At 59.7% G+C, this 20,392-nt stretch carries 25 protein-coding genes; 14 read left to right on the top strand and 11 right to left on the bottom strand.

What is annotated here, in order from left to right:
* Nucleotides 1-5 precede the first annotated feature (5 nt).
* The 6 genes from BS300_RS13325 to BS300_RS13300 all read left to right on the top strand — a co-directional run bounded on the left by BS300_RS13325 (nt 6) and on the right by BS300_RS13300 (nt 6,477).
* The gene (locus tag BS300_RS13325; protein WP_005355143.1) at nt 6-782 is read left to right on the top strand and encodes a DUF4311 domain-containing protein; all 777 of its coding nucleotides are present in this window, start codon (nt 6-8) and stop codon (nt 780-782) included.
* 11 nt (nt 783-793) lie between these two features.
* On the top strand, nt 794-1,444 hold the full coding sequence (locus BS300_RS13320) for a DUF4310 family protein (protein ID WP_005355144.1): 651 nt from the start codon (nt 794-796) through the stop codon (nt 1,442-1,444).
* Nucleotides 1,445-1,486: 42 nt separating this feature from the next.
* The gene (locus BS300_RS13315; RefSeq protein ID WP_071913335.1) at nt 1,487-2,626 is read left to right on the top strand and encodes an amidohydrolase/deacetylase family metallohydrolase; all 1,140 of its coding nucleotides are present in this window, start codon (nt 1,487-1,489) and stop codon (nt 2,624-2,626) included.
* Entirely contained in the window at nt 2,610-3,725 is a 1,116-nt protein-coding gene (locus BS300_RS13310; protein ID WP_071913332.1) for a DgaE family pyridoxal phosphate-dependent ammonia lyase, read from the top strand. The genes BS300_RS13315 and BS300_RS13310 overlap by 17 nt, the downstream gene beginning before the upstream one ends.
* On the top strand, nt 3,725-4,465 hold the full coding sequence (locus BS300_RS13305) for a KDGP aldolase family protein (RefSeq protein ID WP_071913330.1): 741 nt from the start codon (nt 3,725-3,727) through the stop codon (nt 4,463-4,465). Before BS300_RS13310 ends, BS300_RS13305 begins: the two co-directional genes overlap by 1 nt.
* Nucleotides 4,466-4,572: 107 nt before the next feature.
* Nucleotides 4,573-6,477, top strand: coding sequence for a PRD domain-containing protein (locus BS300_RS13300; protein ID WP_071913328.1), 1,905 nt, complete (start codon nt 4,573-4,575; stop codon nt 6,475-6,477).
* Between the two features lie 9 nt (nt 6,478-6,486).
* On the opposite strand, the gene npr is transcribed toward BS300_RS13300, so the two are convergent.
* The 10 genes from npr to BS300_RS13250 form a co-directional block, all read right to left on the bottom strand.
* Nucleotides 6,487-6,759: a PTS phosphocarrier protein NPr gene (gene npr, locus BS300_RS13295; protein ID WP_033115454.1), complete on the bottom strand. Its 273-nt coding sequence runs from the start codon at nt 6,757-6,759 to the stop codon at nt 6,487-6,489.
* Nucleotides 6,760-6,779: 20 nt separating this feature from the next.
* Nucleotides 6,780-7,646: an RNase adapter RapZ gene (rapZ, locus tag BS300_RS13290; RefSeq protein WP_071913325.1), complete on the bottom strand. Its 867-nt coding sequence runs from the start codon at nt 7,644-7,646 to the stop codon at nt 6,780-6,782.
* A 45-nt stretch (nt 7,647-7,691) separates the two neighbouring features.
* A complete protein-coding gene (ptsN, locus tag BS300_RS13285; protein ID WP_005336322.1) occupies nt 7,692-8,138 on the bottom strand; it encodes a PTS IIA-like nitrogen regulatory protein PtsN in 447 nt (148 codons plus the stop codon).
* A 2-nt stretch (nt 8,139-8,140) separates the two neighbouring features.
* Entirely contained in the window at nt 8,141-8,428 is a 288-nt protein-coding gene (gene hpf / locus BS300_RS13280; protein WP_005336323.1) for a ribosome hibernation promoting factor, read from the bottom strand.
* A gap of 21 nt (nt 8,429-8,449) precedes the next feature.
* Nucleotides 8,450-9,889 carry an RNA polymerase factor sigma-54 gene (locus BS300_RS13275; RefSeq protein ID WP_071913324.1) on the bottom strand — a complete coding sequence of 480 codons (1,440 nt, stop codon included), beginning with the start codon at nt 9,887-9,889 and terminating at the stop codon, nt 8,450-8,452.
* Between the two features lie 63 nt (nt 9,890-9,952).
* Nucleotides 9,953-10,678, bottom strand: coding sequence for an LPS export ABC transporter ATP-binding protein (gene lptB, locus BS300_RS13270; RefSeq protein WP_033115458.1), 726 nt, complete (start codon nt 10,676-10,678; stop codon nt 9,953-9,955).
* 3 nt (nt 10,679-10,681) lie between these two features.
* Nucleotides 10,682-11,209, bottom strand: coding sequence for a lipopolysaccharide transport periplasmic protein LptA (gene lptA / locus BS300_RS13265; protein ID WP_041210123.1), 528 nt, complete (start codon nt 11,207-11,209; stop codon nt 10,682-10,684).
* Entirely contained in the window at nt 11,196-11,756 is a 561-nt protein-coding gene (gene lptC / locus BS300_RS13260; protein ID WP_071913323.1) for an LPS export ABC transporter periplasmic protein LptC, read from the bottom strand. The genes lptA and lptC overlap by 14 nt, the downstream gene beginning before the upstream one ends.
* Nucleotides 11,753-12,307 (bottom strand): 3-deoxy-manno-octulosonate-8-phosphatase KdsC, encoded by a 555-nt coding sequence (gene kdsC / locus BS300_RS13255; protein WP_033115461.1) that lies wholly within the window; start codon nt 12,305-12,307, stop codon nt 11,753-11,755. Before kdsC ends, lptC begins: the two co-directional genes overlap by 4 nt.
* The gene (locus tag BS300_RS13250) at nt 12,307-13,302 is read right to left on the bottom strand and encodes a KpsF/GutQ family sugar-phosphate isomerase (protein ID WP_041210120.1); all 996 of its coding nucleotides are present in this window, start codon (nt 13,300-13,302) and stop codon (nt 12,307-12,309) included. Before BS300_RS13250 ends, kdsC begins: the two co-directional genes overlap by 1 nt.
* A gap of 207 nt (nt 13,303-13,509) precedes the next feature.
* Between BS300_RS13250 and mlaF the strand changes: the two genes are divergently transcribed.
* The 7 genes from mlaF to murA are packed head-to-tail and all read left to right on the top strand — an operon-like array spanning nt 13,510 to nt 18,034.
* Nucleotides 13,510-14,310: a phospholipid ABC transporter ATP-binding protein MlaF gene (mlaF, locus tag BS300_RS13245; protein WP_042030127.1), complete on the top strand. Its 801-nt coding sequence runs from the start codon at nt 13,510-13,512 to the stop codon at nt 14,308-14,310.
* The gene (mlaE, locus tag BS300_RS13240) at nt 14,310-15,089 is read left to right on the top strand and encodes a lipid asymmetry maintenance ABC transporter permease subunit MlaE (RefSeq protein ID WP_033115464.1); all 780 of its coding nucleotides are present in this window, start codon (nt 14,310-14,312) and stop codon (nt 15,087-15,089) included. The genes mlaF and mlaE overlap by 1 nt, the downstream gene beginning before the upstream one ends.
* A 7-nt stretch (nt 15,090-15,096) precedes the next feature.
* The gene (gene mlaD, locus BS300_RS13235; RefSeq protein ID WP_071913322.1) at nt 15,097-15,597 is read left to right on the top strand and encodes an outer membrane lipid asymmetry maintenance protein MlaD; all 501 of its coding nucleotides are present in this window, start codon (nt 15,097-15,099) and stop codon (nt 15,595-15,597) included.
* 2 nt (nt 15,598-15,599) lie between these two features.
* Nucleotides 15,600-16,232, top strand: a complete 633-nt coding sequence (gene mlaC, locus BS300_RS13230; protein WP_071913320.1) for a phospholipid-binding protein MlaC — start codon at nt 15,600-15,602, stop codon at nt 16,230-16,232.
* Nucleotides 16,229-16,501, top strand: coding sequence for an STAS domain-containing protein (locus BS300_RS13225; RefSeq protein WP_071913318.1), 273 nt, complete (start codon nt 16,229-16,231; stop codon nt 16,499-16,501). Before mlaC ends, BS300_RS13225 begins: the two co-directional genes overlap by 4 nt.
* Nucleotides 16,501-16,758 (top strand): BolA family iron metabolism protein IbaG, encoded by a 258-nt coding sequence (gene ibaG / locus BS300_RS13220; protein WP_033115468.1) that lies wholly within the window; start codon nt 16,501-16,503, stop codon nt 16,756-16,758. Before BS300_RS13225 ends, ibaG begins: the two co-directional genes overlap by 1 nt.
* Nucleotides 16,759-16,777: 19 nt before the next feature.
* On the top strand, nt 16,778-18,034 hold the full coding sequence (murA, locus tag BS300_RS13215; protein WP_041210116.1) for a UDP-N-acetylglucosamine 1-carboxyvinyltransferase: 1,257 nt from the start codon (nt 16,778-16,780) through the stop codon (nt 18,032-18,034).
* Between the two features lie 87 nt (nt 18,035-18,121).
* On the opposite strand, the gene pmbA is transcribed toward murA, so the two are convergent.
* Nucleotides 18,122-19,465, bottom strand: a complete 1,344-nt coding sequence (gene pmbA, locus BS300_RS13210) for a metalloprotease PmbA (protein WP_071913316.1) — start codon at nt 19,463-19,465, stop codon at nt 18,122-18,124.
* Between the two features lie 113 nt (nt 19,466-19,578).
* Here pmbA and yjgA point away from each other — a divergent pair, with 113 nt between their 5' ends.
* Nucleotides 19,579-20,103 (top strand): ribosome biogenesis factor YjgA, encoded by a 525-nt coding sequence (gene yjgA, locus BS300_RS13205; protein WP_071913314.1) that lies wholly within the window; start codon nt 19,579-19,581, stop codon nt 20,101-20,103.
* Nucleotides 20,104-20,392: the final 289 nt, after the last annotated feature.

Raw genomic sequence — 20,392 nt, 5'->3', positions numbered from 1 at the left:
GTTGGATGTTTCTAATCATATTTATCAAGTCTCTCATCATTGGCGGCCTGGTTGGCGTCGGGGTGGGGGCCGGCGCGGCGCGGATGTTCCACGCCCCGACCGTACAGGGCATGGGCGCCTTCCGCACCCTGGGCGAACTCAACTCCTGTGAAGGGGATCCCGCTTCCCACTTCTCGTTTGGTCTGGGCTTCTTCTTCAACGCCTGGGCCTCCACCGTGGCGGCAGGCGCCTTCACCCAGGATGTGGATCACCGCATCATCCCGCACTGGGCCACGGCGGCACTGCTGTTCAAGAACCGGGATCTTGCTACCACCCTGCACGACCCGAAAAAGATGGCCATCGCCGGCGGCATCATAGGCGCCATCGTGGTCGCCTTCCTCAACAGCACGGCCGCCGCCGTCCCGGCCGCCCTGCAGGTCACTGCGGTCAAGGTGCTGGTACCGGCTGCCAACCTGCTGGTCAATACCGTCATGCCGGTGATCTTCTGGCTGGCAGCCATCGAGGCGGGCAAGAAGTCCGGTTTCTGGGCCACCATCTTCGGCGGTCTGGCCCAGCTCATCATGGGTAACGCGGTACCGGGTCTGGTACTCGGCATCCTGATCGGCAAGGGCGTGGAAGAGAGCGGCTGGAACCATGTCACCAAGGTGATGATGGCAGCCATCGTCCTGCTGTTCGTGCTAAGCGGCTTCTTCCGTGGCTTCGATATGAAACTGATTGAATCCTTCCATATGGGTGTCCCCCTGTGGCTGGAAAGTGTCCATAACCTGCTGAGCGGCAAATAAGGGGTCACACCATGGATGAGAAACTGAAAAACAACTTCTGGTATGCCGACTGGTCATTCCCTATCTTCGTCGGCCTGCTCTCGGCCGGGGTCTTTGCCGGTACCCACATGTTCTATCTGTACGGGGTCGGAGCCTTCAACGAGGTAGCCTTCGTCGCCATGCTGAAAGCGGGAATGGACACGGGTGCCTACGGAGCAGTAGCCGCGTTCGGTGCCAGCTTCCTGTTCGCCCGCATCATCGAGGGATCCTTGGTGGGGATCCTGGATATCGGCGGCGCTATCCAGACCGGGGTCGGCCTCGGTGTGCCCGCCCTGCTGCTGGGGGCTGGCATCGTCTATCCGGTGGAGAACTTCGGCGCCTCGCTGGCAACCGGCATGGGGATTGGTCTGGCCATCGGCTACGTCATCATTCTGGCGCGCAAGTTCACCATCAACCAGAGCAACTCCACTTACGGTGCTGACGTGATGATGGGAGCTGGCAACAGCTCTGGCCGCTTCCTCGGCCCCCTCATCATCCTCTCCGCCATGGGCGCCTCGATCCCCATCGGTATCGGTTCCCTGCTGGGTGCGCTGCTGTTCTACGTGTGGGGCAAGCCCATCACCGGCGGTGCCATCCTGGGAGCCATGCTGCTGGGCACCTTCTTCCCGGTCGCCCTTGTGTAAGTACCAGCCGCCCTGCAGGGCGGCTCGCCAGAGGTCATCTGCATGTACGACATCATCATAAAAGCGGGGCGCCAGGGAGATGGCCAGCTCGTCGATATCGCCATCAGGGAGGGCAAAATCGCCGCCATCGGCTCCCTGCCGGGGACGGCAACGGCGCAGCAGATCCTGGATCTCGGCGGCCGGGTGCATGTGAGCGCCGGCTGGATCGACGGCCACACCCACTGCTACCCCACCTCCCCCATCTATCACGATGAGCCGGACAAGGTGGGCGTAGAGTCCGGCGTCACCACTGTCATCGATGCCGGCAGCACCGGGGCCAACGATGTGGATGACTTCCAGCAGATCGCTGCGAACTGCAAGAGCCGGGTGCATGCCCTGCTCAACATCTCCCGTATCGGCCTGCTGCGCCAGAACGAGCTGGCGGATACACAGGATCTGGATATGGATCTCGCCTCGGCAGCCATTCGCCGCCACCCCGACTTTATTGTCGGCATCAAGGCGCGGATGAGCGGCAGCGTGGTGGGTGAGAACGGCCTGCAACCGCTGCGCATGGCCAAGGCGCTGCAACAGGCCCACGGCCAGCTGCCGCTGATGGTGCACGTGGGCAATACGCCGCCGGATCTGGACGAGATAGTTGCCTTGCTGGGGGATGGCGATCTGCTGACCCACTGCTTCAACGGCAAGCCCAACCGCATCCTGACCCCGGCTGGCGAGCTGCGTCAGGCGGTGCGCGAGGCGATGCAGCGGGGCCTCTTGCTCGACATTGGCCACGGCGGTGCCAGCTTCAGCTTCGAGGTGGCGGAGCTGGCTATCCGGCAGGGGATCCTGCCCCGCACCATCAGCTCAGACATCTACTGCAAGAACCGCATCAAGGGGCCGGTCTACAGTCTGGCCCACGTGATGTCGAAGTTTCTCGCCATCGGCATGACGCTGGAGCAAGTGCTCGCCTGCGTCACTCATCAGGCCGCCGATGCCCTGCGCCTTTCCGGCAAGGGGCGGCTCGAGGTGGGCGCCGATGCCGATCTGACCCTGTTCGAGGTCGCCAGCGGCCCGACCCTGTTTATGGATACCGAAGCCCAGTCTCGTCGCGGTGACCAACAACTGCAGCCTCTCGCCGTCCTGATCGGTGGAGAACTGGTTCTGACTCACTATGGGAAATCACACCATGCCTTCTGTTTATGAGAAATATCAGCTCAAACCGGTGATCAACGCCTCCGGGCGCATGACCATTCTCGGCGTCTCCACCCCCGAGCAGGAGGTGGTCGATGCGGTCAACTTCGGCCTCGGCCACTACTTCGAGGTAAAGGATCTGGTCAACAAGACCGGCGCCTACCTGGCCGGCCTGCTGGGAGTGGAAGATGCAGTGGTCATTTCGTGTGCCAGCGCCGGCATCGCCCAGTCGGTGGCCGCCGTGATAGTGCGCGGCGACCCCTACCGCCTTGAGCACCTGCATGCCCACCCCCATGACGTGCCGAGTGAAATCGTGCTGCCCAAGGGACACAACGTCAACTTCGGCGCCCCGGTCGGCACCATGGTCAATCTGGGTGGCGGCAAAGTTATAGAGGCCGGTTACGCCAACGAGTGTTCCCCGGCTCAGCTGGCCGCCGCCATCAATGCCAACACAGCAGCCATCCTCTACATCAAATCCCACCACTGCGTGCAGAAGAGCATTCTGTCGGTGGCAGAGGCCGCCGAGGTCGCCAAGATCCACGGGCTCCCGCTCATCGTTGATGCGGCTGCCGAAGAGGATCTGCGCCTCTACTACAGCCAGGGAGCGGATCTGGTCATCTACAGCGGTGCCAAGGCCATTGAAGGACCCACCAGCGGGCTGGTAGTTGGCAAGCGTCAGTACGTGGAATGGGTCAAGCAGCAAGCCAACGGCATCGGCCGCGCCATGAAGGTGGGCAAGGAGGGGATCCTCGGCCTGACCCACGCCATCGAGCGCTATCTGGCCAAAGAGAAAGAGAGCGGCGCAGCCATGGTCGCCAAGATGACCCCATTCATCGAGCGCCTCAATCAGCTGCCCGGCGTCACCGCCAAAGTGGTGTGGGACAGCGCCGGGCGCGACATCGCCCGCACCGATATCGCCTTCGACCACCAGCAGCTCGGCATGACCACAGTGCAGGTCGTCAGCCGTTTGCAACAGGGCACACCTGCCATCTACTGCCGTGGCTACAAGGCCAACGAGGGGCACATCGAGATCGATGTGCGCAGCGTCACCGTGCCCCAGCTCGACCAAATCCACTCCGCCATTGCCAACCTCGTTCAGGAGAATCGCTGATGTCCCTTACCCCCAACTACTACCGTGATCGGGTCTGTCTCAACGTGCTGGCAGGTTCCAAAGAGAATGCCGTCGAGGTATACGACGCAGCCGAAGGCCACGTGCTGGTCGGTGTGCTCTCCAAAAACTACCCGGATATCCCCTCCGCGGTGGCCGACATGCGGGCTTACTCCAAGCTCATCGATAACGCTCTCTCCATCGGTCTGGGGGCCGGTGATCCGCGTCAATCCGCCATGGTGGCCGAGCTGGCCTGCCAGCTGCAGCCCCAGCACGTCAACCAGGTGTTCACTGGCGTTGGCGCCAGCAGGGCGCTGCTCGGCCAGTCGGAAACGCTGGTCAACGGCCTGCTCTCCCCCACCGGCATGCCGGGGATGGTGAAGATCTCCACCGGCCCGCTCAGCGCCGGGCAGCCGGACGGGATTGTCCCCATCGATACCGCCATCGCCCTGCTCAAGGATATGGGCGGCAGCTCGGTCAAGTTCTTCCCCATGGGCGGGCTGGCCTGCCGCGACGAGTATCAGGCGGTGGCCGAGGCCTGTGCCCGCCACGGCTTCTGGCTGGAGCCGACCGGCGGCATCGATCTGGAGAACTTCGAGGAGATAGTGCGGATTGCTCTGGATGCCGGGGTCGAGAAGGTGATCCCCCACGTCTACAGCTCCATCATCGACAGCGCGAGCGGTCAGACCCGTCCTGATGATGTACGGACTCTGCTGGCCATGGTGAAACGACTGTTAGCGTGATGGCAGTCACGGGCACCGGTTTAATCGCTGACCGGTGCCTGGCCTGCTGGTGACATGCTTGTTAACATCGGTCCTTTTATCGTGCAACAGGAGACGCTCATCCCCACATGATCAAGCTGCCCCACCCGAGACTGCACCAGCTGCTGACCCAACTTCATGCCGAACCACTGCCGCAGGAGGAGCTGGCTCGCCGCCTCAATGTCTCCACCCGCACCGTACGCACCGATGTGGCAACCCTCAACGAACTGATTGCCACGCACGGTGCCCACCTGATCCACCAGCGTGGCAGCGGCTACCAGCTGAAGATTTACAATCAGACGCTGTTTGAGGCATTGCTGGCAGCGCAGGGACAGGAGAATACCTTGCCGCGTACCAGTCGCGAGCGGGTGCTGCATCTGCAGATCCTGCTGCTGACGGCAGAACAGGGGATCAAGCTCGATGAGCTGGCCGATACCTGGTACCTGAGCCGGACGGCGCTGCAGGGCGATATGGCGGAAGTGCGGGAACAGCTGGCTCACTTTGGCCTCATGGTCGAGAGCAAACCAAGGGTGGGCATGCGGGTACAGGGGAGTGAGACGGCCATCCGCGCCTGCCTGACCCAGCTGCTCTGTCAGGAGCTGCTCAACAACCATCCCCTGCAGAGCCTGCTGCCCAACCTCTGCCCCTGCAAAACTCTGGAGGTAGTGGGCAATCACATTCACGCCCAGTTGAGCCGTCATCAGCTACGTCTGGCCGACGAGAGTTTGCAGCAGCTTGCCATCTACTGCGCCGTCGCCCTGCTGCGTCAGGCCGCTGGCCACGAGCTACGCCAATTCGCCAGCGAGGATCTCACGGCCCCCCTGCTGACAGTCGCCCGTGACATCTATGGCGAACTGCCGACCCTCACCCCGCCGAGAGAAGAGGAGATAGCCTGCCTCGCCATCCAGATCCAGGCGCGCCTGATTGCCGAAACGCCTCAGCTTAGCCCGGCCATGGCGGCCGAGAGCGAACAGCTGGTGGAACATCTGCTCACGTACATCCACCAGCACTACCCCTATGATCTGCGGGGTGACCAGCAGCTGCGAGCCGACCTGCAGACCCACATCAGCGCCATGCTGCTGCGGGTCAAGTACCAGATCGGCAGCCACAATCCGCTGGCAGACCACATCAAGCAGTACTACCCCCTCGCCTACGACATCACACTGGCAGCCATCTCGGAGTGGATCAGGCAGACTCCTTACCGGCTGACTCACCACGAGATCGGCTATCTGGTGATCCATATCGGGGTCGGGCTGGAGCGCCACTACGATATCGGCTACACCAGACGCCCGCAGGCACTGCTGCTGTGCGATGCGGGCAACGCCACCTTCCGCGTGCTGGAAGCGCGCATCAAGCGAGAGTATCCCCAGTTGCAGCTGACCACACTTGAATCGGTACGGGATTACGAAGGGCTGGCGCAGATCAAACAGGATTTTGTCATCAGTACCGCTAAGGTGAGCGAAAAGGATGTGCCGGTGGTGCAGGTCGACCCCTTCCCGACCCAGTACCAGCTGGAGCAACTTGGCAAGCTGGTGCTGATCGACCGCACCCGTCCCTATATGCTCGACAAGTACTTCGATGCAGACCATTTCATGGTGGTCAACGAGCCGATTACCCAGGCGGAACTATTTGATCGCATTTGCAGCCAGCTGGAGGCGGAGGATCTGGTAGAGAGCGGCTTCAGGGCCTCCCTGCAGGAGCGGGAGCGAATAGTCTCCACCATGCTGGGCGAGGGTATCGCCCTGCCCCACTCCCTCGGCCTGCTGGCTCGCCGGACGCTGGCCTATACCGTACTGGCACCGCAGGGGATCGACTGGGGCAATGGCGAAAACGCCACCCTCATCTTCGTGCTGGCCATCAGCAAGGCTGACTACGAGGAGGCGATGGGGCTCTACGATCTTTTTCTGGCGCTGATGAATGAAAAAGCCAGCAGAAGTCTGCTGGCTTGTCGCGATTTTGCCGATTTCAAAGCGCTGGCAAGAGTAGCGCCATGAGCGTCGCCACTACTCCTCGTTGAAACCCGAGGTGAACAGCTCAACTACGGCGGCAAGGGCCTCAACCTCTTCGGGGCCCTCAACCTGCACTTCCACCTGCTTTCCCTGAGCGGAGTCCAGCATCAGCAGGCCTATCACGCTGTCAGCATCGGCCTCGACCCCATCTTCATTACGCAGCAACACATGGGCATCGAATCCCTGTACCAGCTCGAACAGCATCATGGCCGGTCTGGCGTGAATGCCCAGCTTGTTTTTCACTTCAACCGAAGCAGAGACTGTCATTTGGCCGTCCTATTGCGTCATCAGGAGTGGGATGGGTTCTTGTCGAGGGTCCGGTGGCGGAGCTGCACGTTCTTGCCCTGCGCTCTGAAGGCCGCTGCCAGCCGCTCCGCGATAAAGACCGAACGGTGCTGACCGCCGGTACAACCGATACCGACCGTCACATAGCTGCGATTGTTGCGCTCAAGATGGGGCAACCAGGTCGCCAGCATGTTTTCGATCTGCTGGGTAAACAGCATCACATCCGCTTGCGCCGCGAGGTAGTCGGCGACCGGTTCATCCTTGCCGGTAAAAGGCTTGAGTTCCGGGATCCAGTGCGGGTTGGGCAGGAAGCGGGCATCAAACACGAAGTCGGCATCCTTGGGAATGCCGTACTTGAAACCGAAAGATTCAAACACCAGCACCAGCTCGTTCTCTTTCTTGCCGAGCACCCGGGTCTTGATGAGCTCGCTCAGGTCGTGAATGCTGAGGTTGGTGGTATCGATACGCAGATCGGCAGTAGAGGAGAGCGGCGCCAGCAGGTGGGTCTCCTGACGGATCGCCTCATCCAGCGACAGCTTGTTGCGCGACAGGGGGTGCAGGCGGCGGCTCTCGCCATAGCGCTTGAGCAGGGTGCCATTGTCGGCATCGAAGAAGAAGCTGGCGAATTCAACCCGCCCTTCGTTGCGAACCTGAGCCAGCAGATTCTCCAGTTTTTCCGGGTCACCGGGCAGGTTGCGCACGTCGATGCTGACCGCCAGCTTGTCGTACTGGCTCTCGACCGAGACGATCAGCTGGGGCAACAGGTTGACCGGCAGGTTATCTACACAGTAGTAACCCAAGTCCTCCAGCACACGCAGGGCTACCGTCTTGCCGGAGCCCGAACGTCCACTCACCACGATTAACTGCATCTTGTTCCCTCACGCCAAAACGGGTGTGTCATCAGGGCCTGCACATCAGGCCGAGGTCATGATCTGATAGAGCTCTTCGTCACTGGTAGCCTGACGCAACTGGCGGCAGACCGCCTTGTCGCCCAGCTTGGAAGCCATCAGGGAAAGGGTCTTGAGATGCTGTTTGCACTCGCTCTCCGGTACCAGCAAGGCAAACAGCAGGTCAACCGGTTGATTGTCGATGGAGTCGAAAGGGATGGGGTCGGCAAAGGTCATCAGGATCGCGGTTGGCGGGAACTCATCGTCAATTCGACCGTGGGGGATCGCAATACCGGCACCGATCCCGGTACTACCCATTTTCTCGCGGGCCAGCAAGCATTCGAACAACGCCTGGCGGGAGGTGCCGAGGCGTTCGGCAGCCAGCTCGCTGATGATTTCAAGGGCGCGTTTCTTGCTGGTACATGGGACTGCACTCTTGGTGCAGTCCCGACTCAGTATGTGTTCAAGTTGCATAGTTATTTTTTATTTAACTTATCTTTGTGCTTGATGATCTGCCTGTCCAGCTTGTCGAGCAAGGTATCAATCGCGGCATACATATCGGCATGCTCGGAGTTGGCGAACACCTCGCCACCGCTGACGTGCAGTTTGGCTTCGGCAATCTGGTTCAGTTTCTCTACGCTAAGCACCACATGCACGTTGTTGATGTGGTCAAAATGACGCTCGAGTTTGGCAAATTTGTTATTCACATAATCACGCAGAGCTTCGGTGATCTCGACATGGTGTCCGGTCAGGTTAATTTGCATAACATCATCCTTTTGTTTTGCCTAAACCAGGCGTTTGCGCTGATTGGAAGGTGGGATAAACAAGGATTCGCGATACTTAGCGATCGTGCGTCTAGCCACCATAATACCCTGTTCGGCCAGCAAATCCGCGATCTTGCTATCACTTAACGGTTTGGCAGGATTCTCTGCCGTCACCAGCTTTTTGATGAGCGCGCGAATTGCGGTCGATGAGCACTCTCCTCCTCCTTCGGTGTTCACATGGCTGGAGAAAAAAAACTTCAATTCGAAGATACCACGGGGGGTATGCATGTATTTCTGGGTGGTCACCCGGGAGATGGTCGACTCATGCATCTCCACCGCTTCGGCGATGTCGTTGAGCACCATCGGCTTCATCGCCTCTTCACCATACTCGAAAAAGCCCTGCTGCTGCTCGACAATACAGCTGGCTACTTTCAGCAGGGTATCGTTGCGGCTCTCAAGGCTCTTGATGAACCACTTTGCTTCCTGCAAATGGGAGCGGATGAACTGGGTATCCGTGCTGCTGCGGGCATTGCGGGCCATGGCGGCATAGGTCTCGTTGACCCGGATGCGCGGGGCGGAATCGGGGTTGAGCTCCACCACCCAGCGGTTCTGGCGCTTTACCACCGAAACATCGGGGATCACATACTGGGAGTCGCTCTGGATAATGCCATTGCCGGGGCGCGGCTCCAGAAGCTGGATCAGATCCAGCACCTCCTTGAGGTCGCTCTCCTTGAGGCGGGTTTTGCGGGCCAGAGTACGATAATCGCGGTTGCCGAGCAGATCCATGTGCTCGAGGATCACCTCTTTGGCTTCGTTGAGCCAGGGGGTCTCGGGGGCATACTGCTCCAGCTGGATAAGCAGGCACTCCTGCACCGAACGGGCGGCGATACCGACCGGGTCAAAATGCTGCACCCGCTTGAGGACAGCCTCCACCTCGTCGAGCTCGACCTCAACCTCGTCACTGCTGACGGCGGTCTGGATATCCTCCAGCGCTACGGTCAGATAACCGGATTCGTCGATGGCATCGATGATGGCGAGCGCGATGGCGGCATCGACATCGCTAAACGGCGTGAGCCGCATCTGCCACAGCAGATAGTCCTGCAGGTTTTCGGTGGTCTCGCCCTGATAGACGCTGTCTTCACCGTCGTGGATCGGGCCTGCGCTCTGGGCGGTACCGGCGGAGTAAACCTCGTCCCAAGTGGTATCAACCGGCAACTCGTCCGGCATCTGCTCCTGAGCCATGGCATCGCTGGAGTCGAGCTGGCTGGCATCGATGGCCTCTTGCGGGGCAGTCTCCTGCACTTCGCTCTCTTCCTGCTCCAGCAGAGGATTGCTTTCGAGCGCTTGCTGAATTTCCTGCTGGAGTTCCAGAGAGGAGAGCTGGAGCAGACGAATCGCTTGTTGTAATTGCGGCGTCATGGTCAGGGACTGACCGAGACGCAACTGTAATGTCGGCTTCATCTACGTCGGGATATCCTTATGTTCAGCGAGGCACTGTCACAGAGAATGAAGGCTGCCCCCTTACTATAGACTGAATTGATCGCCCAAATAGACGCGCTTGACCTGTTCATCGGCGAGGATATCGGCCGGAGCCCCCTCGGCAATCATCTGGCCGTGGCTGACGATATAAGCCTTCTCGCATACGTCCAGAGTCTCTCTGACGTTGTGGTCGGTAATCAAGACGCCAAGACCCCTATCTTTCAGGTGCTGGATGATCTTCTTGATGTCTATCACAGAAATCGGGTCGACCCCTGCAAAGGGTTCATCCAGCAGGATAAAGCGCGGCTCTGCTGCCAGCGCCCGGGCAATCTCGACCCGGCGCCGCTCACCACCGGAGAGGCTTTGCCCCAGGTTGTCGCGGATATGGGTGATGTTGAACTCTTCCAGCAGTTGCTGAACCTTGTCCTCCCGCTCTTCGCGACTCAACTCCTTGCGCGTCTGCATCACACCCATCAGGTTTTCATACACAGTGAGGCGGCGGAAGATGGAAGCTTCCTGCGGCAGGTAACCGATACCGTTACGGGCACGCACGTGCATGGGCTGCAGGCTGATGTCCTGATCATCGATGGTGATGAGACCGGCATCGCGCTGTACCAGCCCGACGATCATGTAAAACGACGTGGTCTTGCCGGCACCGTTGGGACCGAGCAGGCCGACGATCTGGCCGGTTCCTACCTCAAGGCTCACGTCGCTAACCACCATGCGACGCTTGTAACTCTTCTGCAGGCCGACTGCTTTCAATACTGCCATGGCTTATTTTCCCTGCTTCTTCTGGTCGGCGGGCTTGTCGAAATTCTCGACCTGATCGGGCAGGAACACCGTCTTGACCCGCTGATTCGGGGTCTTGCTCTCGGCAATCATCTTCTGTTTAACGATGTCGTAACGGATCAGGTCGCCGTTGACCTGGCTATCTTCCTGCTTGAGCTGGCCGTTACCGGTGATAGTCACCAAACGCTTTTTCAGCTCATAACGAATGCTGTCACCATGGGCGTTAACCGGCTTGCCGTTATCCAGGATCTGGAAGAAGGTGGCGGGTTTGCCATAGGCTGTCATTACCTCGGCCCCTTTCTCGCCGGAACGGGTTACCACAACCTTGTCAGCCTTGATCCTGATGGTGCCCTGATTGATGGTCACATCCTGCTCGAAGGTGATGCGGTTGTCCTGCATCTCGGCCACCTGCTTGATGGCGTCGACATAGACCTTCTCGGTGAAGTCGGACTCCTTGGCGTTGACTGTGCCGCAGAGCATCAGAGCGGCGAGTGCCAGATTAGCGTTTTTCATTGAAATAGATGGCATGACCTTGATCCAGTAGCTCAAAATATTTGCGGTCCAGATGGCCCTTGAGGCCAACCCCTTCGGTCTGGAAATCCTGACCCAAAATGTTCACTTGCCGATTGCTGCGTACGTCCTGTGTCACCAGATCCAGTTCCATATAGGGCGTATCCAGCTTGGAGATAAAGGAGTCCGGCAGCAACCCGTCCAGATGCACCTTGTCCCGCAGGATCACGTTGTCATCGGTATTGAGTACGCCGGTCTCGGCCGTCACCTTCCACTCGGCCTGTCCCTGCTCGTCAAACATGTAGACTACCGGTTTTTCGAAGGTAGCCTGCTCGAGGATCTGGAAATACTCAGCATATCGGGACTCCAGCCGCTCGGTACGCTTGCCGTTGACATCGAACCGGGTGATCACCAGATCTCTGGCGACAAAATCCGGCTGATAGTGCTCGGTTTTTACCTTGGCCTCGGGCACCAGCTCCACCTTGCCAAGCTGCCAGGCCACCAGAGCGACCAGAAACAGCAGGCCAAACAACAGGGTTTGTCTGCTCATGCCGATACCTCGGGCTGATAATCGTCATGGCCCTGTGCCTGCAGGATGAGATCGCACACTTCGCGCACAGCCCCCATACCGCCGCCAAGCCGGGTCACCATATCGGCACGGCTCAGCACCAGCGGATGGGCATCGGCAACCGCAATGCCGAGGCCACAGGCCTCCATCACCGGCAGGTCGATGGTGTCGTCTCCCATGTAGGCTGCCTGTTCGGGTGTCAGTCCCAGCTTGGTCAGCAGGGCTTCAAAATGAGGCAACTTCTTGTCCGCCCCCTGTACCACATGGGCCACACCCAGGCTCTTCATCCGATCGCTGACGATACGGGAGTTGCGCCCGGTAATGATGGCGATCTCGATCCCGGCATTGAGCAGTGCCCGCATGCCGGCGCCGTCGCGGGTACAGAAAGTTTTCAGCTCTTCGCCGTTGTTCCCCATGTAGATGAGGCCATTGGAGAGGACCCCGTCCACATCGCACACCAGCAGGCGAATTTGCGCCGCCTTGTCGAACTGGCTGCGCGTCACCGGACCATAGAGGGTCGGTACGTTTTGCATCAAATAACTCCGGCTTTCAGCAGGTCATGCATGTTGAAGGCACCCAGTGGGCGCTTGTCGCCATCCACAACCAGTAATCCGTTGATTTTTCTCGTTTCCATCAGTTTGACGGCTTCTGCCGCCATCATCTCGGGCCCTACGGTAACACAGTTGGCCGTCATGACGCGGCTGATGGGGGTGCGATGAATATCGACCTGCTGGTCAAGAATGCGGCGCAGGTCGCCATCAGTGAAGAGTCCCGCCAACAGCCCGTGCTGGTCAACCACTGCGGTCATGCCGAGCCCTTTGCGGCTAACTTCCAGCAGCGCTTCGCTGATGGTGGCATCGATCCCCACCCGGGGCAACAGCTCGCCACTGTGCATCAAATCGCCCACTCGCAACAGCAACCGCTTGCCGAGCGAACCACCCGGGTGAGAGAGGGCGAAATCGTCGGCGGTAAAGCCGCGCGCTTCCAGCAGGGCGACCGCCAGCGCATCACCCATCACCAGGGTCGCCGTGGTGCTGGAGGTGGGCGCCAACCCGAGCGGACAGGCCTCTTTCTCCACCTTGATGCACAGATGCACGTTGGCCTCTTTGGCCATGGTGGAGGCCGGGTTGCCGGTCATGCAGATGAGCGGGATACCGCGACGCTTGAGCACCGGCAGCAGGGCCAGGATCTCGTCGCTCTCGCCGGAATTGGAGATGGCAATGATGAGATCCCCTGCCGAAATCATTCCCAGATCGCCGTGGCTGGCCTCACCCGGGTGCAGGAAAAAGGCCGGCGTACCGGTACTGGCGAGGGTGGCGGCAATCTTGCTGCCGATATGGCCCGACTTGCCCATCCCGGTGACCACTATCTTGCCACCACAACGGAGCACCATCTCGCACGCCTTGTCGAAGGCGTCGTTCAGATACTGATAGAGTCCATCAATCGCTTGCTTTTCTGTGTCCAGCACCGCGCGGGCACTGCGACGGAAATCGAACAGTTCAGACACTTTCTCGGGGGTTGCAGACATAAAGAGACAGCTCCGGGGCGAATTTAGCTGCGGGATTATAAAAAAGTCTGCTCTGATAAGCGAATCGGATGGCAAATCCCGTAACACATGACGCAGTTTGTTACATAAAACTGTCGCGCAAACCGCGCTGAAGGCTGCTCAATAGTTGTTCCTTGCTGTTGCTTAGACCTAGACTAGCCCATAAAATTCGCACCTCATTTACACCGAATGGACAATTGTTTGAACAATGACCTGATCACCGTCTCCGATCTGACCTTCAGTCACGGAGACAGGCTGCTGTATGACGGAATCAACCTGACCATTCCCCGTGGCAAGGTCACCGCCGTCATGGGCCCGAGCGGCATCGGCAAAACGACCCTGCTGCGCCTGATCGGTGGCCAGCTCAAACCCGAGTCCGGTCATATCCTGTTTGACGGGGAAGATATCCCCGCACTCTCCCGCTCGCGCCTCTACGAGGTACGCAAGCGGATGAGCATGCTGTTCCAGAGCGGTGCCCTCTTTACCGGCATGACGGTCTACGACAACGTGGCCTTCCCGTTGCGGGAGCACTCAGGGCTGCCGGAAGAGCTGATCCACACCATTGTCATGATGAAGCTGCAGGCTGTAGGTCTGCGCGGCGCGGCAAAACTGATGCCATCCGAGCTCTCCGGCGGCATGGCCCGCCGGGCAGCGCTGGCTCGCGCCATCGCGCTGGATCCGGATCTCATCATGTATGACGAGCCGTTTGTCGGCCAGGATCCCATCACCATGGCGGTGCTGGTCAAGCTGATAAAGGATTTGAACGATGCCCTTGGTATCACCTCCGTCATCGTCACCCACGACGTGAAAGAGGTGCTCAGCATCGCCGATTACGCCTACATCATCGCCAACCGCAAGGTGGTGGCGCACGGTACGCCGGAACAGCTGCGCGAGGAGCACAACCCCGAAGTCGAGCAGTTCCTCAAAGGATTACCCGATGGTCCTGTTCCGTTTCACTTTCCGGCAGGCGACCTGCTACAGGATCTCTGATGTTGATAAGTCAAATAAGCAAGCTGGGGCGGGTCGGCATTCGCGCCATCACCTCCCTGGGTCGGGCAGCCATCATGCTGTTCCATGCGCTGGCGGGCAAACCCGAACCACGCAAGCACTTCCCGTTGCTGGTGCAGCAGCTCTATGTTGTCGGGGTGCAGTCCGTCGCCATCATTCTGGTGTCGGGGCTGTTCATCGGCATGGTGCTGTCGCTGCAGGGCTACAACGTACTGAAGGATTTTGGTGCCGAGCAGAGTCTGGGCCCGCTGGTCTCTCTCTCGCTGTTGCGAGAGCTGGGCCCTGTGGTAACCGCGCTGCTGTTTGCCGGTCGCGCCGGTTCGGCTCTCACTGCCGAGATCGGCCTGATGAAGGCGACCGAGCAGCTTTCGAGCCTCGAGATGATGGCAGTCGATCCACTGCGCCGTGTGGTGGCGCCCCGCTTCTGGGCCGGGGTCATCAGCATGCCGCTGCTGGCCTTCATGTTCAGCCTGATCGGTATCTTTGGCGGCAAGCTGGTCGGGGTTGACTGGCTTGGCGTCGACGAAGGGGGCTTCTGGTCTGCCATGCAGGCCTCTGTCGACTGGCATGAAGATATCATGCAGGGTGCCATCAAGAGCCTGATCTTCGCTCTGGTGGTCACCTGGATAGCCCTCTTCAACGGCTATGATGCCAAGCCGACCTCGGCCGGGATCAGTCAGGCCACGACTCGTACCGTGGTTCACTCATCCCTCGCCGTACTCGGCCTGGATTTTATTCTCACTGCAGTCATGTTTGGATAAGGTAAAGATGAAGTTCAGCAAAGTAGAATTCCTGGTTGGCACCTTCATGCTGGCCGGCATCGGTGCCATTCTGGCGTTGGCACTGCAAGTGGCCGGTTTGAGCTTCAAACCGGAAGGAGAAACCTATACCCTGCGCGCGCATTTCGATAATATCGGCGGCCTGAAAGTCCGTTCGCCGGTCAAGGTCGGCGGCGTGGTGGTTGGCCGGGTCAGCGACATCGTGCTCGACCCGAAAACCCAGGTTCCCGAGGTCACCCTGCAGATGGAAAAGAGTGCCGGCGAGTTCTCCGAGACCAGCACCCTCTCCATCCTCACTTCCGGTCTGCTCGGCGAGCAGTACATCGGTCTGGCCCCCGGCTTTACCGACGAGGAGATGGGGACCAACATGCTCAAGGATGGCGACCTGATTGAAGACACCAAATCCGCCATCGTGCTGGAAGATCTGATTGGCAAGTTCCTCTATAGCAGCCAGTCCTCCGACAGCAAGTCAGACAGCAAGAAGGAGTAACTATGTTCAAGAAAATTGCCCTGCTGCTGGGTCTGATGACCAGCATGTTCTTTTCCCTGTCCGCTCAGGCGGTTGATGCCACCGATCCCTACGCGTTAGTGGATCAGGCAGCCAAACAGACCTTTGCCCGCCTGAAAGCCGATCAGGCTGAGGTCAAAAGCAACCCGGATCACCTGCGGGTGATCATCCGCGAAGAGCTGCTGCCCTATGTGGACAACCGCTTCGCTGCCTACAAGGTGCTGGGCAACCAGATCAAGGAAACCACTCCGGCCCAGCGTGACGCCTTCGTCGCCGCCTTTACCGAGTACATGGTGAGCTCCTACGCCGACGCACTGGCCCACTTCGACAAGCAGACCGTCAGGGTCGAGCCGGGCAAGGCGCCGGGTGCCAGCAACATCACCGCAGTCAACGTCAGTGTGAAAGAGGCCGGCAAGCCGGACATCTTCCTCGAGTTCAAGCTGCGCAAGAACAACAAGACTGGCGAGTGGAAAGCCTTCGACATGGTGGCAGAGGGGATCAGCCTGCTCTCCGCCAAGCAGAGCGAGCTGGGCGGCCTCATCCGCCAGAATGGCATCGACGCCGTGATCAAGCAGCTCAACGAGCACAATGCCAAGCCGCTGGTACTCAAGAAATGATCCTGAGCGGTGATCTGCAAGCGCCACAGGTCAAGGACCTGTGGCAACGCCGCGACGAGTGGTGGCAGGATGACCGGCTCGAGCTGGGCGGGGTCACCACCCTCGACTCCGCCGGGCTGGCACTGCTGGTCAAATGGGCTAAAGCCGCTCTCGCACGAGGCGCCACACCGCAACTGGTGGGCGCCTCCAGTGATTTCTATACCCTGGCCAACCTCTACGGGGTGGCCGGTTTGTTTCAGTCAACTCCGCTCACAACTGAGGACGCATAATGCAAGTCTCTGAAATTGAAGCGATACTCCTCGAGGCTCTGCCATTGTCCGAAGTCCATGTCAAAGGGGACGGTAGTCACTATCAGGTGATCGCCGTTGGTGACATGTTTGACGGCATGAGCCGGGTCAAGAAACAGCAGGCCATCTATGCCCCGCTGATGGACAAGATCGCCAGCAACGCCATTCACGCCCTCTCCATCAAGGCGTTCACCGACGCCGAGTGGAAACGCGAACGTAAATTCCTAATGCCCTCCTGATTTGGTAACCAAGTAGAAAATGGACAAATTCAAAATCGATGGTCGTTGTACTCTCAACGGCGAAGTGACCATCTCCGGCGCCAAAAACGCCGCGCTGCCGATCCTGTTCGCAACCCTGCTCTGTGATGAAGAGGTGCACCTCTCCAACGTGCCGCGCCTGAAAGACGTGGGCACTACCATCAAGCTGCTGGAGATGCTGGGCGCCACCACCAAGGTCAACGGCAATGTAACCGTGCTGACCGGTGCCGTGAACAACCACGTTGCCCCCTACGAGCTGGTGAAGACCATGCGCGCCTCCATTCTGGCGCTGGGCCCGCTGGCCGCCCGTTTCGGTGCTGCCGACGTCTCCCTGCCCGGCGGCTGCGCCATCGGTGCCCGTCCGGTCAACCTGCACGTCCACGGTCTGGAACTGATGGGCGCCAAGATCACCATCGAGGATGGCTACATCAAGGCCCGTGTCGACGGTCGCCTGAAGGGTGCCCACATCCTGATGGACATGGTCTCCGTCACCGGTACCGAAAACCTGATGATGGCTGCCACCCTGGCTGAAGGCCGTACCGTGATCGAAAACGCCGCGCGCGAGCCGGAAGTGGTCGATCTGGCCCACTTCCTCAACGCGCTGGGTGCCAAGATCCAGGGCGCAGGCACTGACACCCTGATCATCGACGGCGTCGAGCGTCTGCACGGCGGCAGCTACAGCGTCCAGCCTGACCGTATCGAAACCGGTACCTTCCTGGTGGGCGCAGCGGTTACCGGTGGCAAGATCACCTGCCGCAACACCGACCCGACCCTGCTGGAAGCGGTACTGGTCAAGCTGGAAGAGGCTGGCGCCCTGATTGAGAAGGGTGAAGACTGGATCACCCTCGATATGACTGGCCGCACCCTCAAGCCGGTCACCATCAAGACTGCCCCCTACCCGGCATTCCCGACCGACATGCAGGCCCAGTTCACCGTGCTGAACGCGGTGGCCCAAGGCACCGGCATGATCACCGAGACCATCTTCGAGAACCGCTTCATGCACGTTCCCGAGCTGGTTCGGATGGGCGCCGACATCGAGTTACAGGGCAACGTGGCCATCTGCCGTGACACCGCTCAGCTCAAGGGTGCCCAGGTGATGGCGACCGATCTGCGCGCCTCTGCCAGCCTGGTACTGGCCGGCTTCGTTGCTGAAGGCTCCACCATCGTCGACCGCATCTACCACATCGACCGTGGCTACGAGAACATCGAGCAGAAGCTGCAAGGTCTGGGTGGCCGCATCGAGCGCATCAAGGGCTGATTGCCGCCCCTGAACACTGGCTAACAAAAAGGCCCCTCGCACTGCGAGGGGCCTTTTGCATTCTTTCTGCTCGGCAGAACCGGGGGATCAGTGACCCGCCAGCTTCATGCTCTCCACCAGTACCGAACCGGTCTTGAGGCTGGAGCGCTCATCTTCATCGCTACCCACAGCCACTATGTGACTGAACATCTCGGCCAGATTGCCGGCAATGGTGATCTCCTCGACCGGATAGGCGATCTCTCCATTCTCGACCCAAAAGCCGGCGGCGCCGCGGGAGTAGTCGCCATTGACGATGTTGACCCCCTGCCCCATCAGCTCGGTCACCAGCAAGCCGGTACCCATCTCCTTGAGCATGCCATTGAAGTCCTGACCTGTGCTGGAGACTTGCCAGTTGTGGATACCACCGGCGTGACCGGTGCTGGTCAACCCCAGTTTGCGGGCGGAGTAGGAGGTGAGCAGCCAGCTCATCAGCTCGCCATTGCGCACTATGTCCATATCGCGGGTACGCACCCCTTCGCCATCAAACGGGGTACTGGCCAGACCGCCCAGCAGGTGGGGGAACTCCTGGATGGTCAGCCACTCGGGCAGGATCTGCTTGCCCAGCTTGTCCAGCAGGAAGCTCGACTTGCGATAGAGGTTGCCCCCGCTGATCGCCATCACCAGATGACCCCACAGACCGGAGGCGGTATCGGGATGGAACATGACCGGAGCCTGGCAGGTCGCAATTTTGCGGGCGCCAAGGCGGGAGAGGGTACGCTCCACCGCTTCATCGGCAATGCGCTGCGGGCTCCAGATCCCTTCAAGAGTTCGGCTGGAGGAGTAGCCATAATCGCGCTGCATGTCGCCATCCTGCTCACCGATCAGCACGCAGCTGAGGGAGTTGCGCGAGGCTGCATAGCCTTTGACGAAGCCGTGGCTGTTGCCATAGACCTTGATGCCGAGGTGGCTGGAGAAGCCGGCCCCGTCGGAGTGCTTGATGCGGGCATCGCGCCCCTGCGCCAGGCGCTCGCACTCGGTAGCCAGCTCGATCCCATATTGGGGATCCAGCGCCACCGGGTGGCACAGCTGCAGATCGGGCGCATCCCAGGCCAGCAGTTCGGCATCCGCCAGACCGGCACAGGCATCCGGTGAGGTGTGGCGGGCAATCTCCATCGCCGCTTCAACGGCGGCACGGATGGCGGGACGGCTCAGGTCGGTAGTGGAAGAGGAGCCTTTGCAGCCATCCCTATAGACGGCAATACCGAGCGCGCCGTCCTTGTTGAATTCAATGCTTTCCAGTTCACAACCGCGGGTGTTGACCGACAGTCCGGTCTGCTTGCTGATGGAGACTTCGGCCAGCGAAGCGCCCAGTCCTTTGGCAATATCCAGAGCCTCGGCAACCACGGCCTCGAGATGGGCTTGATCCTGGCGGATTTGGTCTTGCTGATCCATAACTCACATCTGTATGAAGGAAGGAAAGGGGCTAAGCATATCAGACCCCTGCGCCCAGCGGGAGAAGCTGGTAACATATCCACCAAATGTGAATGACAGGAATCAAGAGACCGATGAGTCACCATCAAGACGACAACGAGTGGGAAGATTGGGGCCCCAGCAAGAGCCAGCTCAAGCGTGATGCCGAAGCCCTGCAGAAGATGGGGGAAGAGATTGTCTCCCTCAGCCACAGCGAGCTGGAGAAGATCCCGCTGGATGAAGAGCTGGCAGAAGCGGTCGAGCTGGGCCGCAAGCTCAAGCCGAAGAAGGATGAGTCCTTCCGCCGTCACCTGCAGTTCATCGGCCGCCTGATGCGCAGCCGGGATGTAGAGCCGATCGCCGAAGCGCTCTCCATCATCAAGAACCGCCACTCCACCGTGAATGCCCGCCTGCACCGGCTGGAGCAGTGGCGCGAGCGGCTGATCAATGAAGGCGACAGCGCCCTCAATGAGTTGATGTCCCAGTTCCACGAACTGGATCGCCAGAAGCTGCGCCAGCTGATCCGCAGCGCCAACAAGGAGCGGGAGCTGAACAAGCCGCCGGTAGCCTATCGCGAGATGTACCAGTATCTGCGCGGCGAGATTGAAGACCTGCTGTGATCCCCGAAAAACGCCTCCCCTTGCGGAGGCGTTTTTTTATGCACGCCCCGCCACTCCCGCCCGCATCACAACACCCACCTCGTTTAATATATCCACCACAAAGCAGCAGTTTTATGCAAAGCGATGGCTTGAAATGGCCACAAACAGGCTGTTTGGCGAAGATGCAAGCCACAACCATTAACATTTTTGCATCATTTTGTTTGACATATTGAACGGCCTTGGCAGACTGGAAGCAGGATCCAGGCTGTCGTTGCCGAGGCTGACCGACGATTCTGCCCCCCGGGCCGAC

Source organism: Aeromonas sp. SCS5 (assembly GCF_001887375.1).
GTDB lineage: Bacteria > Pseudomonadota > Gammaproteobacteria > Enterobacterales > Aeromonadaceae > Aeromonas > Aeromonas jandaei.
The sequence above is the reverse complement of the archived record's forward strand: the minus strand, read 5'-3'. Positions and strand labels throughout refer to the sequence as shown.

Coding starts and splice junctions, on each gene's coding strand:
- BS300_RS13315 (WP_071913335.1), top strand. CDS start 1,487: ATGTACGACATCATCATAAAAGCGGGGCGCCAGGGAGATGGCCAGCTC.
- BS300_RS13275 (WP_071913324.1), bottom strand. CDS start 9,889: ATGAAGCCGACATTACAGTTGCGTCTCGGTCAGTCCCTGACCATGACG.
- mlaE (WP_033115464.1), top strand. CDS start 14,310: ATGTTGATAAGTCAAATAAGCAAGCTGGGGCGGGTCGGCATTCGCGCC.
- mlaD (WP_071913322.1), top strand. CDS start 15,097: ATGAAGTTCAGCAAAGTAGAATTCCTGGTTGGCACCTTCATGCTGGCC.
- mlaC (WP_071913320.1), top strand. CDS start 15,600: ATGTTCAAGAAAATTGCCCTGCTGCTGGGTCTGATGACCAGCATGTTC.
- yjgA (WP_071913314.1), top strand. CDS start 19,579: ATGAGTCACCATCAAGACGACAACGAGTGGGAAGATTGGGGCCCCAGC.
- BS300_RS13310 (WP_071913332.1), top strand. CDS start 2,610: ATGCCTTCTGTTTATGAGAAATATCAGCTCAAACCGGTGATCAACGCC.
- lptB (WP_033115458.1), bottom strand. CDS start 10,678: ATGGCAGTATTGAAAGCAGTCGGCCTGCAGAAGAGTTACAAGCGTCGC.
- lptC (WP_071913323.1), bottom strand. CDS start 11,756: ATGAGCAGACAAACCCTGTTGTTTGGCCTGCTGTTTCTGGTCGCTCTG.
- pmbA (WP_071913316.1), bottom strand. CDS start 19,465: ATGGATCAGCAAGACCAAATCCGCCAGGATCAAGCCCATCTCGAGGCC.
- BS300_RS13305 (WP_071913330.1), top strand. CDS start 3,725: ATGTCCCTTACCCCCAACTACTACCGTGATCGGGTCTGTCTCAACGTG.
- rapZ (WP_071913325.1), bottom strand. CDS start 7,646: ATGCAGTTAATCGTGGTGAGTGGACGTTCGGGCTCCGGCAAGACGGTA.
- BS300_RS13320 (WP_005355144.1), top strand. CDS start 794: ATGGATGAGAAACTGAAAAACAACTTCTGGTATGCCGACTGGTCATTC.
- BS300_RS13250 (WP_041210120.1), bottom strand. CDS start 13,302: ATGTCTGCAACCCCCGAGAAAGTGTCTGAACTGTTCGATTTCCGTCGC.
- ptsN (WP_005336322.1), bottom strand. CDS start 8,138: ATGCAACTTGAACACATACTGAGTCGGGACTGCACCAAGAGTGCAGTC.
- BS300_RS13300 (WP_071913328.1), top strand. CDS start 4,573: ATGATCAAGCTGCCCCACCCGAGACTGCACCAGCTGCTGACCCAACTT.
- murA (WP_041210116.1), top strand. CDS start 16,778: ATGGACAAATTCAAAATCGATGGTCGTTGTACTCTCAACGGCGAAGTG.
- npr (WP_033115454.1), bottom strand. CDS start 6,759: ATGACAGTCTCTGCTTCGGTTGAAGTGAAAAACAAGCTGGGCATTCAC.
- BS300_RS13225 (WP_071913318.1), top strand. CDS start 16,229: ATGATCCTGAGCGGTGATCTGCAAGCGCCACAGGTCAAGGACCTGTGG.
- lptA (WP_041210123.1), bottom strand. CDS start 11,209: ATGAAAAACGCTAATCTGGCACTCGCCGCTCTGATGCTCTGCGGCACA.
- ibaG (WP_033115468.1), top strand. CDS start 16,501: ATGCAAGTCTCTGAAATTGAAGCGATACTCCTCGAGGCTCTGCCATTG.
- BS300_RS13325 (WP_005355143.1), top strand. CDS start 6: ATGTTTCTAATCATATTTATCAAGTCTCTCATCATTGGCGGCCTGGTT.
- hpf (WP_005336323.1), bottom strand. CDS start 8,428: ATGCAAATTAACCTGACCGGACACCATGTCGAGATCACCGAAGCTCTG.
- kdsC (WP_033115461.1), bottom strand. CDS start 12,307: ATGCAAAACGTACCGACCCTCTATGGTCCGGTGACGCGCAGCCAGTTC.
- mlaF (WP_042030127.1), top strand. CDS start 13,510: ATGGACAATTGTTTGAACAATGACCTGATCACCGTCTCCGATCTGACC.